Genomic DNA, 12,734 nt, shown 5'->3' on the forward strand with positions numbered 1-12,734 from the left:
AATTAAACTCTTCCACAAAGTGCGGGAATATTTTCAGGAACACGCGGTCAAAATTTGTAAACAACTCCTCCCTCTCCTTCCGGATATTGATATTATTTACAAGGTATTTTAGTTCTGAGGGTTTATTTTCTGATAATTTCTGTTCAAGGGTTTGTTTGATTTTTTCGATTTTGTTGATATAGCTCGCGTTGATGTTGAAGCAATAGCCTACATATTCTTCCTTGATCTTGTTGGCCTCCAGGAGTTGGTTGTTGATCTCCTGCTGTTTCAGGTGGGCTGCCGTGATGATCTCCTGCGCAGCCTTCAGTTTGCGGACCTGCCGGAACACCGTGATAGCCAATATTACGAGTGCAATCAGCAGCAGGGTCACCACAGCTGCATATATAAATACGGAGCGGGTTCTTTCTTCAGCGGTATTAATCCGCTCCTGCTCAATAATGGGGAGAATACTGCTTACCTGCACCTTTCGCTGTCGTGCGCCATAAAAGACCGCTTCTGAAACTGCCTTTTCTATAAATACAGATGCATTTTTAATGTCCCCCTTTTCAAACAAAAGGGTGGCCAGCATATATATGGCCATCGTTTCTTTGGTGGAAGAGCGGATGTCTGCGATGGCAGAACGTATCATCAGTGTGATGGCTGTATCCCGGCGGTGACTTTCGAGGTAGATATAACCCAGCGTACAAGCGGATACCGCCAGCTGTCTGTAATTCAGTCCTGGTTGATTAAGGTCGGGGAAACAGGCGATGGCAGCGTGGTGGTCTCCCATTTTGAATAGCTGCAGCCCCTTATTATATTTCTATTCAAACGAGGCGGTGTCCAGCAGATGCAGGGCGGAATCCATGAACATGCTGCCCTGTCTGATGTAGGTGGGAGAATAGAATTTATCCTGGCTGTAATCGGCTAAGTCATAATAGAACCTGCTCTTCATCAGGTAGAATTGTGTACGGATGCTGTCGGGCATGCCGGTCACATCTATATTATTCAGCAGTGAAGAGGTTTCTGTAAACATCCCTGACGATAGCAGCACATAGCCCTGCCTGGTTCTGGCATAGGTGAGGCGGACGGGGTCCTGCATGGTGGCTGCGACCTGCTCTAATTGCCGGGCATAATAGAAGGCTGAATCAAAGTTGAATACCTTGTATTCTTCATACAGGCGGCGATAGAGGTCAAACCGGAGCGGGAGGTTATTGCCAACAGAGGCGAGCCTGCGCCTGGTGCTGTCAATGCCGCGCAGCTTGGCGGCATCATACTCACCCGCCTTTGCTATATTATAATATAGTTCCTTCAGCAAACTATCCTGGCGGGTGTTTGCAAGTACGGCAATGTGCGACGATAACAGAAAAAACAAGCAAGCTACAATGCGCCTCATAGAAAACAGGATGATAAAATGTCACTGGTCAACGCTAAATTTAAGCGACTTTTTTGAAATAACCCCTGACGCTGGTTTTTTGAAACCAGTGTATACATTATAAATGATCATCCATTCCGGAGTTAGGGATTACTTTTGAGGGTATAGTTCAAGGCGCTTTCTATGGGTTGCTGGCTATTGTCCAGCATTTTCAGTTCGTGGAGGCCGGTTTGCTGAAACGACCGTTGCAGGTTTTTATCTTTATCCGGGTTCAGGAGTATACAGGGCTGGGGGCCACTTCCCTGTACAATACGGTATATGCCATCGCTGCGGAATACCTCATCTCTGCCGGACTTAGTGCCCTGATAGGTTTCCTTCAGTTTGAATTCTGCTTCGTTGCTCCCGGGCATTTCGTGTATGGTAAGCTCCGTGAGTATTCCGCCGCAGTCTGCGCAGGGTAGTGTTCCGGAGTAGGTTACCCAGGTGTCCGCTTTTTTCCCTGTGTCATCGTTTTTTCCTGTGCCGGACCCTGCATGCTGGCATGCGCCCAATGCCAGCGCTGCCACCAGTAAAGGTAGATACTTCATAGCGAGCTATTTTTCTACCATATATAACAAACTGTCGCTGCATTTGGTTGGTTACGGCACCAATTCAAACAGGAAGAACTGGCTTTCCTCCAGCGGGGAAAAGTTATTATCCGCCACAAACACCAGGCTGCGATGACCATTGGGGAGTACCGGCCCATAGGTCACACCTTCTATATTATCTATATAGGTATTCAGTGCAGTGAAATCGAAAAGCAGTTTTTTCTCAGCAGGCCTGAGGCCTTTAACAGATTTCAATGCGTTGTACCTGCTCACATCTGTAGTGTGACGCAGATCTGTCAGGTATACCTTGATAGTACAGTCTTTTACGCCGGTGGAAAAAGAACGTTCAATGGTTAGCAGCCGGTTGTCATCCAGTACCATTATATCAGAGATGCCATTTACCTTAAAGCCGCTTGTTGGTGTGGCAGGATGCGCCACCGGTTCCAACCGGTAGGCATATTGGGCCACAGCCTGCCGGGTGCTATTATCAAACTTAATGATACGGGTAAGCGCGGTGGTATCGTTTATATCCGCCCTTGGACCATCTTCATACCTGGGCTCTTCGAGACTTACGTACATGAAGCGATAATCGGGGGTAAATCCCAGGCCCTCAAATACGCCGTTACGTCTTGGACCTTTTTCCGCTGCCTGCATCCTGAACTGCGATGGCAATGCAAATGAATCAATGTATCTGCCAGCAGTAGTGATTTCATAGATGCCGGGGTTGGTGAGGATGGTATCTTTATTATTGACGATGCGTTCTCCCTCGCTGCTCCATACCAGGTATCCCTTCCGCGCATTGTACCGCATCGCTTCGGGGTCAGGGGTGAGAGCGGCATTGACTTTATTACCCGGGTAGGTTGCCCCGTTAGCCTGTAATAAAGGAGTTACGGCTGTAAACCTTATACTGTCAAATGAAGTTTGTGAGAAATATAGCTTTGCGGTATAGAAACGTGCCGGGTTATGTTCGGAACGGTCGTCACAGATCATGTAATATTGCTGACTGCGGGGATCGTAATCAATACCGGAAAGGCCGCCGGTTACAGTGCCTTCAAGCGGCATATTATAGGGAACCACCTGTTTACCGATATATTGCAACCGACCTATATTACCGGTCGTATTGCCTGTTGTTTTGCGGGTAGTAGTGCAGCCTGCGAGGGTACCGATCAGCACTGCGGCCATAAAAAACCGGGAATTTTTCATGGCCGCAATTTAGGTAATATCTGAAACTAATCTCTTACACCGCCCTACCTCTGATGATATTGATCAGGATAGCAATGATAGCCAATACCAGCAATGCATGAATTAGACTACCTGCTGAATAAACAAAGACGCCAAGTAACCATCCAATAATCAGAATGACAGCCAACAAATACAAAAGAGTGTTCATGACTAAATGGATTTGTTTCATTGTTGAAGGTTGGGAAAATTGTGCCAACCACTAATCCGCTTAAATACAATACAGGACTGTGCCAGCGCAACGGCTGAGTTGTGGAGGTGATTCCCCTATACGTGAAGCAAAAAGGGCGGAAGAAATGTATCCGTCATATGCTGAAGCCTGACTATTAAGGTTCTGCAAAATGGTCGCGTTTTTGGGCATATAAATATGATAATGTCAATCTGTTAATTAGTATAAAAGGTAATCGATTATGCAACAGGAGGAAACCCTAACCACAATTTTGAGTGATCTTGTCAGAATAAATAATGACAGGATTGATGGTTATAAGGAAGCGATCAAAGCCACGGAGAACATGGACCTCAAAGCATTGTTCCAGCGTATGATAGATGACAGCAGACTATATGCGGCACAGCTTAACCGGGAGCTCGTTGACTATGGTGGCTTTCCGGTTACAGTCACTTCGCTGTCCGGTGAACTATACCGTATCTGGACCAACATTAAAACAGCATTTACCGGATATAACAGGCATGCAATTTTTTCTTCCTGCGAATATGGTGAGGACGCAATACAGCGTACGTATTCAGAAGCACTTAGCATTGATATTGCAATGCCGTACAGCATACGGGAGTTGATAGCCTCGCAACGGGCCAGACTCAGGGATGCGCATGATACTATTAAAACATACAGGGATATAGTGAATGTGGTATATTGATCTGACGATATTTTGTGCAGTCGCTTTCAGGCTGTTCATTTTGTTCAAAGTGACCTGAAATCTGGTTGTTCAGGATTATCCATCTACTTTTAGGTAATGGTATTCCAATCATACTTATGTTGATAAGTAATATGGCAACTACGGGATTTTTCGGTACAGGGGCTGCTTCTTCATCGTTTGAAGCAGCCCTTTTTTATGCGGCCATGTATATTGGAAATCACTATTTATATCTCATGAATGCTATTTAGACTACGTTTTTATTCATTTTTACGCGCCCTGTTCATTTTGTTCATTTTATTCATGATGATTTTTGAAAGTGCCCAGGGTATTATCTTTATAGAGATTGAGAGAAGTTTACTCCCATAAAAATTTTAGACTGCTATAAAACAATCAGGGACGCATTTATGCGTCCCTGATTGCTTCTGGATATTATGTAAGGAATCCTTCCTTATGAAAATACCTGGTCCCAGTCTTTCCACACAGGTTCGTATCCCTGGTTTCTGAGCATGGCTGCAATCTCGGCGGCACTGCGTTCATCAGAGATTTCAAACTGCTCGAGCGATTGTCTGTCAACAGTGTACCCACCGGGGTTGGTCCTGGAACCGGCACTCATGGCTGTGACGCCCAGCTTTACAATATGGTTCCTGAAACGCTCTTCCTCCCGCGTGGAAATGCTCAGTTCAATATCCTGGTTGAGCAGGCGATAGGCACATATCAGCTGTACCAGTTCGCGGTCATTCATTTCCACTTTGGGAGCCAGTCCACCGGAGAATGGCCGCAGTCGCGGGAAAGAAATGCTGTACCGGGTTTGCCAATATTTTTTCTCCAGGTACTGAAGATGTAAGGCGGTGAAGAAGCTATCTGTGCGCCAGTCTTCCAGGCCGATAAGCACCCCCAGCCCAATCTTATGAATTCCTGCCTGACCCAGCCTGTCGGGGGTTTGCAGCCGGTAATCGAAATTTGATTTTCTGCCTTTGGGATGATGCTTCCGGTAGTCATCCTGATGATAAGTTTCCTGGTATACCAGTACTCCGTGCAGTCCCAGCGGAATAAGTTCCGCATAGTCTGTTTCATCCATTGGCTGTACTTCCATAGAGATGTTGGCAAAATGTGGCCGCAGTAACTGCAACGCCTTTTTGAAGTACTCTACTCCTACCTGCTGATGGGCCTCACCGGTGACGAGCAGTACATGATTATATCCCATCCCTTTGATGGCTGCGGCTTCCTGAACGATCTCCGCACTGCTGAGCGTTTTGCGCCGTATTTTATTATCGAGGCTGAAGCCGCAATAGGTGCATATATTCTGGCATTCGTTGGACAGATACATGGGAATATACAATTGCATGGTATTACCAAACCGTTGCAGGGTGAGCTCATGGCTGATGGCAGCCATATCTGGAAGAAATGCTGCCGCCGCTGGTGAAATGAGTGCGGCAAAATCGTCGAGTGTCCGCCGCTGGTTATGAAGCGCCTGTTCCACATCGGCCTTCGTTTTGGCATAGATGGCCGCTTTTATATCTTCCCACTTATGCTGTTCAAATATGCTTGTAAACATAGCGAATGATTTTTCTGAGTTGATTCAATATGCATCAGGCTTCATCCAGGAAAGCAACGAGCGGGCTGGATGCCACTGCATGTGTGGTTGCAGCCGGTAAGCCTGCTTCATAGGCCATGCGCCCCGCTTCCACAGCTGTTTTAAATGCTGCCGCCATTCGCACCGGATCTTTCGCAACTGCTATTGCAGTGTTCACCAATACGGCCGCAGCGCCCATCTCCATTGCTTGTGCCGCCTGCGAAGGGCTGCCGATACCGGCATCCACCACTACGGGCACATTGCTCTGTGAGATGATGATCTCCAGGAAATCAGCGGTGCGAAGTCCTTTATTGCTACCTATCGGTGAGCCAAGCGGCATCACTGCTGCGGTGCCAACTTCCTCAAGGCGTTTGCATAATACAGGATCGGCATGCACGTATGGTAATACAATGAATCCAAGTTTTACCAGTTCCGTGGCGGCCTGCAGGGTCTCCACAGGATCGGGCATCAGGTAGCGGGGATCTGGATGTATCTCCAGTTTTATCCAGTTGGTTTCAAGCGCTTCGCGTGCCAGCTGTGCTGCATATATTGCTTCCTTTGCGGTGCGTACACCGGATGTATTGGGCAGCAGCTGTATATGCGGATGCGACAGGTGCTGCAACATATCATCTGCCTTATTTTGCATATCCACTCTCTTTAGCGCCACTGTTACCAGTTCACTCTCAGAAGCCAGCAGTGCGGATTCCATGACTGCTGCGTTGGAGAATTTACCGGTGCCGGTGAAAAGCCTGGAGGAAAATTGCCTGCCGGCTATTATCAATGGTTCCATGTCAGCGGTTTTTGTGTGAGTGTATAGAGTTCTTTGACCAGTACCTGTTTATCAGGAGCAGATGTTACCAGTCCGCTGGCGGCGATGCCATGAATACCGGTTTGCATCAATGCCGGGATATCTTCCAGCAGTATACCTCCGATAGCTATAACCGGAATGGGTAGGCGTAGTTTATCCAGCTCCTGCATGATGCGCATATAGCCACCCAGGCCGAGTATCGGGCTGAGATTTTCCTTGGTGGTAGTAAAGCGGAAGGGCCCTACGCCTACATAGTTAGCGCCGTCTGTTACATGATTACGTATGTCCTCTACTGTGTTGGCAGTACCGCCAACAATCATACTGGTGCCCGTAATGGCCCGGGCTGCCGCCACAGTCATGTCGTTTTTACCTACGTGCACACCTGCTGCATTAACGGCAACTGCTATATGAGGATAATCATTGATGATGAGTGATGCCTGGTAGCGATCGCACACTGCTTTGGCCGCTTCTGCCACTGGCAGGATGTTTTGAGGCGTGTCATTTTTAATGCGGAGCTGTATCCATTTGCAGCCGGCTTCGCAGGCGGCGAGGATATTGTTGAGATGATCAGCCGGTGCTGATCCCTGTGATATGTAATGAAAGGTACTGATCATTGGTGGTGGTATCCTGTTAGTGATGAATGACTGGCCAATATTTTTTCCGTATATGCCTTACCGTTACAGCAGGCTTCCTGTATCGACTGTCCCAGCGCCAGCGATGCGGTGATGGCTGATGATAATACACAGCCTGAGCCGTGTTTCGGAAAAACAGCAGCACGCCCGGGACCATAAGTATGGACCATATTGCCTGTATACAGTATGTCTATACCCTGCTGCTGTGCATGATGACCGCCTTTGAGCAGCACTGCGCAAAAGGCTGAGAGCCGCCGGGCGGCTTCTTCTCCGTCGTTGCAGCCGGTGAGCAGCTGCGCTTCGGGGTAGTTGGGCGTGAGCAGGTAAAGCTGTTGCAGCAACTGTTGCCAGTGTTGCTGTTGTATATCGTTATGGAAGGAGAAGCCGGCGGAAGCTTTTAGTACAGGGTCCAGCACGATCCGGATGTCGGGCGCCAGTTGCTTAAGTCCGGAAACCACTTCCAGCATGGCTTTCACATCTTCCATAATTCCGATCTTACAATACCTGATCCGGTGATATTCCAGTAATGGCTTTACCTGTGCCAGTATCTTCGATACAGGCAGCCAGTCCACCGAAATGAAATCGGAAGCTGTTTGCACGGTAATGGCGGTGCATACACCGAGACCATACACGCGGTGTTGTTCAAACGTTTTTATATCTGCCAGCAGGCCGGCTCCGCCGCTGGGGTCAAGACCGGCGATGCTCAGTGCGTATGGGCGTTCTTTTTCCATAATTGCTGCATGTTATGATATGACGCTACCGCCCTGGCCGGATCTTTCCAGAGAGCGCCGAGTACGGCTGCGCCATCAAATCCCCATTGCTGTACACTTTCGATATTAGTACTGTCCACTCCGCCCAATGCAAGCACGGCATATGATCCTTTTGAGAGCGGGAGGCGTTCAAACCGGCCCTGGTAGCCTGGTTTGGAAATGCTGTCGAACACAGGACTTAACAGTAATGTGTTAAACGTGTTGCAATGTGCAACTAGTTGTGCCACGTTGTGCACGCCTGTACTGCTGCGGGAATAAGGCTGCAGGTGCTGCAGTAGCGCTGAGGCAGATATGCTTTCCCGCATCTGCTCACTGAGATGGATACCTCCCAACGCATATTTATTGCAGACCTGGAAGTTATCGCGGATGATCAGCCGTTGGTAATAACGGGGATCTATAGTCTCCACGAGTGCCTCATACTGAGCTGTGTTCCAGCCTGGTTTGCGCAGCAAGATGCCATCGGCGCCGGCTTCCAAAAGGGAAGACAGTATTCGTACTTCTTCGTGTACACGTTCGGGTGATGTGATAGCCCAGATCATGATTTACACAAGCGTTTCGCGGAATGACTTTGCCTTTTCTTCCAAACCAGCTTCCAGCGCTTCTTCAGTCTTAATGCCCTGTTGTTCGGCAAACTCCCGTACTTCCTGTGTGATCTTCATAGAGCAGAAGTGAGGTCCGCACATAGAGCAGAAGTGAGCTACTTTGGCGCCTTCTGAAGGTAATGTTTCGTCGTGGTAAGAGCGGGCTGTTTCCGGATCGAGGGAGAGATTGAACTGATCTTCCCAGCGGAACTCAAACCTGGCCTTGCTCAGTGCATTATCGCGATGCTGTGCACCGGGGTGACCTTTGGCGAGATCCGCAGCATGTGCCGCGATCTTATAGGTGATAACGCCCTGGCGTACGTCTTCTCTGTTGGGAAGTCCAAGATGCTCTTTGGGTGTTACATAACACAGCATGGCCGTGCCGAACCAGCCTATCATGGCTGCGCCTATACCGGATGTGATGTGATCGTATCCGGGAGCGATATCAGTAGTGAGTGGTCCGAGTGTGTAGAAAGGCGCTTCATGACAGCATTCCAGTTGCTTGTCCATATTTTCTTTTATCAGGTGCATCGGCACGTGACCGGGGCCTTCTATCATTACCTGCACCTGGTGTTGCCAGGCTTTTTTGGTGAGCTCGCCGAGTGTTTCCAGTTCGGCAAACTGTGCGGCATCATTAGCGTCGGCGATACTGCCGGGGCGGAGGCCATCACCGAGGGAGAAGGATACATCATATGCCTTCATGATTTCGCAGATCTCGTCGAAATGCGTATACAGGAAATTTTCTTTGTGATGAGCAAGACACCACTTGGCCATGATAGAGCCGCCGCGGGATACGATGCCGGTAGTGCGTTTAGCTGTTAGCGGTATATACCTCAGCAATACGCCTGCATGTATGGTAAAGTAGTCGACACCCTGTTCGGCCTGTTCAATGAGCGTGTCGCGGAATATCTCCCAGGTGAGGGCTTCGGCTTTACCGTTCACTTTTTCCAGCGCCTGGTAAATAGGTACGGTACCAATGGGTACAGGAGCGTTGCGGATGATCCATTCCCTGGTTTCATGTATGTTCTTTCCTGTGCTGAGATCCATAATGGTATCTGTGCCCCAGCGACAGGCCCATACTGCTTTTTCCACTTCTTCTTCTATGCTGGATGTAACGGCAGAGTTGCCAATGTTGGCATTTATTTTCACCAGGAAGTTGCGGCCGATGATCATCGGTTCGCTTTCCGGGTGATTTATATTAGCTGGTATGATGGCTCTGCCTGCGGCTACTTCCTGCCGTACAAATTCCGGTGTGATGAATTTCCCTGTCATGGCGGCGCCCATGGTATCGCCTTTATGTTGCTGCCACAGAGCGTTATTTTGCTGCCATAGCTGGTCTGCCAACTGGTTTTCACGGATAGCAATATATTCCATTTCGGGAGTGATAATGCCCTGTTGTGCGTAATACAACTGTGTAACATTTTTTCCCGGCTTTGCCTTCAGCGGTCTGCGGGAGATGCTCATGAGCGGCATCCGGCCACCTTCCTGCTGGAGCTGTCTGACATATTCACTGGAGTACTGGCTCAGGTGCTCAACGTCTTCCCTGCCGGTGATCCATTCGTGGCGCAACGGTGAGAGGCCTTGGGTTACATCGATGTCGGCCTGCAGGTCAGTGTAGGGGCCGCTTGTATCATATACTACTACAGGATCGTTAGGAGTGGATACGCCCTGTTTACCATGTAGGCGTGTATCCGTTAACGTTATACGGCGCATTGCTACCTTTATCGGATGAATGCTGCCATCCACATAAATTTTTTCTGATGCCGGAAATGGCGCACGGCTTATTGCCGCCTGCTGGTGTTGCATGTGATAAGAATTTTAGAGCAATAGAATCCCTTACCGTATTATCAATACGGTGACGGTTATACGATAATTAAAAGAATGGGCTGCTATCCGCCCTGTGTAGCGCGGATAATAGTTACGCTATCATCGGCGCATAGCGACTGATCATTCCAGGAATTTTTTGGTATTACCTGGTTGTTGACGGCTATGGCAATGCCTTTGTGAGTAGTGAGCTGAATAAACTGTAAGAGCGCAGCAATTGTAGTTCCCTGCTGCACCGCATAAAGTTTATTGTTTACAAGCACGTCCATATTGAATGGAAATTTAGGTGAAACAATAAACTTTAAGGATGTGGAAAGATGAGAAAGTTCAGTTACTTTTCCCTACGGCAGTATGAGCTGCTTCAGGTACTGAGGGTATCATCTCAGCTTATCCGGTGAAGGATAAACACCCCTAAAGTGAAAACAAAAGTAGTTTATTTTTTTGTCTGAACTGTGATTTTTTTGATTATTGAGATTCAGGTGATGTGCGAAGATTCTGTTTAGGGGATAGTTATCTTTAAAATTTTTTTCCAGCTACATAATTATCAGGATATAATCTTCGCACATCACCTGAATCTCAATAATCAAAAAAATCACAGTTCAGACATTATCTGTATTTTTAAGCCATGAGAAAGAACTGGTTCCTCTTATTATCTTTACTGGTAACGATGATGGCATGTAATTCCAGGAAGGGAGAGCAGCAGGAAGATATTGTACATGACAGCAGTCTGCTTGTGATAGCAGACAGCAGCAATGCCGGCGTTGCCGACAGCACTGCTGCTGTTATTGATACACTGCATGTTGATGCAGTTAAACTCATAGGAAAATGGATACAGCCTGTAGCAGGCCTTGATAGGGAGATGCAGGGTTTTCAATTAAGGAAGAACGGTGTAGCCCGTTCTATCAATATGTATACGCTTGTTTACGACAAATGGTCGCTGGCGCATGATACGTTATTGTTGTGGAGCCACTCAGAAGGAGTAAAAGATACATCCGCTATTATAGACACCACTATTATCAGGGAATTAACAGATACTTCCCTGGTGCTGTTCCCGGTAAAAGCCGCAGAAGGCTACACGGAAAAATACCACAGAAGCTACTAAAAGCTATTAGCTATCAGTTATAGATCTGCCATAACCCTACCAGGCAGGATACCACAGCCATAAAGATACCGGCGGCGGCAAGCTGCATATCATCGATATTTTTTCTGCCGATGTATAATGATACAAGGCCTATCAGTGTTGCTACAGCGCCAGCGGTTACTGCATAGGCAGGCGTTTTGGTGGTGAAGGCGAATGCTGCGGAGAGCACGCCGATCACCAGCGCCGCTATACAAGTTGTTTTCGTCAATGTTGTTGAGTGTTGCATATGTAGTTTAATTTAAAACAGGTTAAGGAATAGTATACAGTCTATAGGTGCTGTTGTCCGCTGAAGTTTGTTTCCTCCTTGGTATAAGGTGTCATAGTCTCCCAGGGCACTTTCATCAGTGGTCCTACTTCCTGGTAGCGGGCATCCTGGTATTCATCAAGCCCGTAACGGATAGAGGTGGTATCGGGTATCTTCACGAAAGTGCCGAACAACCTGTCCCATATAGAAAAGATGTTGGCATAATTAGAGTCTGTTTCCGGCTGATAATGGCTATGATGTACTTTATGCATGTCTGGTGATACAATGATCCAGCTGAGTGTATTATCGAGCCATTTGGGCAGCCTGATGTTTGCATGATTGAACTGCGACATGAAAGCGGACAGCGACTGGTAAAACATGATCATCCAGAAGGGGACGCCCATTGTGACGATAGCGACGAAGAGGGCCATTACCCGGAAGCCGCTTTCCACCGGATGATGCCGCAATGCAGTAGTGGCATCAATCTGTGTATCAATATGGTGTATCTTATGGAACTGCCACATCCATGCAGTTTTGTGCTGAACAAAATGGATAAGGTAAGCGCCTATCAGATCCAGCATTAATATGGCCAGCAGAGCATGCAGCCAGAGGGGCAGCTTCATGAGGTAGAACAGTCCGAAGCGATTTGCACTGGTCCATTGAGATGCTTTTACAATAAGAAAGGCACAAGCGGTGTTTATAACAATAGTAGTTAGCGTAAATACCAGGTTGGTGCCTGCATGGCGGTAGCGGCTGTTCCGGAAGCGGAAACGGGGAATCATTCCTTCAATGATCCACAATAGCAGCAGCCCGCCAACCAGTATAGCTGTGCGGTAATACGAAGGGATATTTTCGAAAAATGATACCATAACTGGTATTTATGGGTATATATGGAAATCCTGTCTTTATGTCTATAAATCTGATAACGGTTTTCCTTATCTGGCCAACAAAATCTCTGCTTTGGATATGGGGTCAATGATGAATAGTGACTGTTATTTTCTACGTTTTCAACAACTGTTTCTGATTATAAATTACAACTATTTGGGGAATTAATAAAGGCTGTTAAAGCCCGCCGGGAAAGAAAAAAGCAACCTCTTTGTGGGAGATTGCTT

15 protein-coding genes, 1 pseudogene and 1 riboswitch are annotated in these 12,734 nt (G+C 47.6%); of the genes and pseudogenes, 2 read left to right on the forward strand and 14 right to left on the reverse strand.

The annotated features are described in order from the left end of the window. From VM802_RS32500 to VM802_RS15575, 5 genes and pseudogenes are all read right to left on the reverse strand, one after another. Positions 1–463 (reverse strand): DUF6377 domain-containing protein (locus VM802_RS32500; protein WP_524537095.1); only part of this gene is annotated, 463 nt, incomplete at its 3' end. Positions 464–508: 45 nt separating this feature from the next. Then, a pseudogene (locus VM802_RS15560) lies at positions 509–1,372 on the reverse strand (SusR-related protein); the annotation flags it as partial. A gap of 122 nt (positions 1,373–1,494) precedes the next feature. Next, complete coding sequence (locus VM802_RS15565; RefSeq protein WP_325532072.1) at positions 1,495–1,938, reverse strand: copper resistance protein NlpE N-terminal domain-containing protein; 444 nt, start codon at positions 1,936–1,938, stop codon at positions 1,495–1,497. A gap of 51 nt (positions 1,939–1,989) precedes the next feature. After that, a complete protein-coding gene (locus VM802_RS15570) occupies positions 1,990–3,141 on the reverse strand; it encodes an esterase-like activity of phytase family protein (protein ID WP_325532074.1) in 1,152 nt (383 codons plus the stop codon). A 34-nt stretch (positions 3,142–3,175) separates the two neighbouring features. Next, on the reverse strand, positions 3,176–3,328 hold the full coding sequence (locus tag VM802_RS15575) for a lmo0937 family membrane protein (protein WP_325532075.1): 153 nt from the start codon (positions 3,326–3,328) through the stop codon (positions 3,176–3,178). Between the two features lie 259 nt (positions 3,329–3,587). Here VM802_RS15575 and VM802_RS15580 point away from each other — a divergent pair, with 259 nt between their 5' ends. After that, on the forward strand, positions 3,588–4,049 hold the full coding sequence (locus VM802_RS15580; RefSeq protein ID WP_325532077.1) for a ferritin-like domain-containing protein: 462 nt from the start codon (positions 3,588–3,590) through the stop codon (positions 4,047–4,049). 448 nt (positions 4,050–4,497) lie between these two features. Here the strand turns inward: VM802_RS15580 and thiH are convergent, their stop codons facing one another. The 7 genes from thiH to thiS all read right to left on the reverse strand — a co-directional run bounded on the left by thiH (position 4,498) and on the right by thiS (position 10,506). Then, the gene (gene thiH, locus VM802_RS15585; protein WP_325532079.1) at positions 4,498–5,604 is read right to left on the reverse strand and encodes a 2-iminoacetate synthase ThiH; all 1,107 of its coding nucleotides are present in this window, start codon (positions 5,602–5,604) and stop codon (positions 4,498–4,500) included. Positions 5,605–5,638: 34 nt separating this feature from the next. Next, a complete protein-coding gene (locus VM802_RS15590; protein WP_325532081.1) occupies positions 5,639–6,412 on the reverse strand; it encodes a thiazole synthase in 774 nt (257 codons plus the stop codon). Next, positions 6,400–7,044 carry a thiamine phosphate synthase gene (locus VM802_RS15595; protein ID WP_325532083.1) on the reverse strand — a complete coding sequence of 215 codons (645 nt, stop codon included), beginning with the start codon at positions 7,042–7,044 and terminating at the stop codon, positions 6,400–6,402. Before VM802_RS15595 ends, VM802_RS15590 begins: the two co-directional genes overlap by 13 nt. Beyond that, positions 7,041–7,793, reverse strand: coding sequence for a hydroxymethylpyrimidine/phosphomethylpyrimidine kinase (locus tag VM802_RS15600; protein ID WP_325532085.1), 753 nt, complete (start codon positions 7,791–7,793; stop codon positions 7,041–7,043). The genes VM802_RS15595 and VM802_RS15600 overlap by 4 nt, the downstream gene beginning before the upstream one ends. Then, the gene (locus VM802_RS15605) at positions 7,766–8,371 is read right to left on the reverse strand and encodes a thiamine phosphate synthase (protein ID WP_325532087.1); all 606 of its coding nucleotides are present in this window, start codon (positions 8,369–8,371) and stop codon (positions 7,766–7,768) included. Before VM802_RS15605 ends, VM802_RS15600 begins: the two co-directional genes overlap by 28 nt. A 3-nt stretch (positions 8,372–8,374) precedes the next feature. Then, complete coding sequence (gene thiC / locus VM802_RS15610) at positions 8,375–10,219, reverse strand: phosphomethylpyrimidine synthase ThiC (protein ID WP_325532089.1); 1,845 nt, start codon at positions 10,217–10,219, stop codon at positions 8,375–8,377. An 83-nt stretch (positions 10,220–10,302) separates the two neighbouring features. Then, positions 10,303–10,506 (reverse strand): sulfur carrier protein ThiS, encoded by a 204-nt coding sequence (thiS, locus tag VM802_RS15615; RefSeq protein WP_325532091.1) that lies wholly within the window; start codon positions 10,504–10,506, stop codon positions 10,303–10,305. A gap of 52 nt (positions 10,507–10,558) precedes the next feature. Then, positions 10,559–10,660: riboswitch (TPP riboswitch) on the reverse strand. Between the two features lie 202 nt (positions 10,661–10,862). Between thiS and VM802_RS15620 the strand changes: the two genes are divergently transcribed. Then, the gene (locus tag VM802_RS15620) at positions 10,863–11,339 is read left to right on the forward strand and encodes a lipocalin-like domain-containing protein (RefSeq protein WP_325532093.1); all 477 of its coding nucleotides are present in this window, start codon (positions 10,863–10,865) and stop codon (positions 11,337–11,339) included. 13 nt (positions 11,340–11,352) lie between these two features. Here the strand turns inward: VM802_RS15620 and VM802_RS15625 are convergent, their stop codons facing one another. Continuing rightward, a complete protein-coding gene (locus tag VM802_RS15625; RefSeq protein ID WP_325532095.1) occupies positions 11,353–11,604 on the reverse strand; it encodes a hypothetical protein in 252 nt (83 codons plus the stop codon). Between the two features lie 41 nt (positions 11,605–11,645). Then, positions 11,646–12,491: a sterol desaturase family protein gene (locus tag VM802_RS15630; RefSeq protein ID WP_325532097.1), complete on the reverse strand. Its 846-nt coding sequence runs from the start codon at positions 12,489–12,491 to the stop codon at positions 11,646–11,648. Between the last annotated feature and the right edge of the window lie 243 nt (positions 12,492–12,734).

The sequence above is a fragment of the Chitinophaga sp. genome (assembly GCF_035538455.1).
GTDB lineage: Bacteria > Bacteroidota > Bacteroidia > Chitinophagales > Chitinophagaceae > Chitinophaga.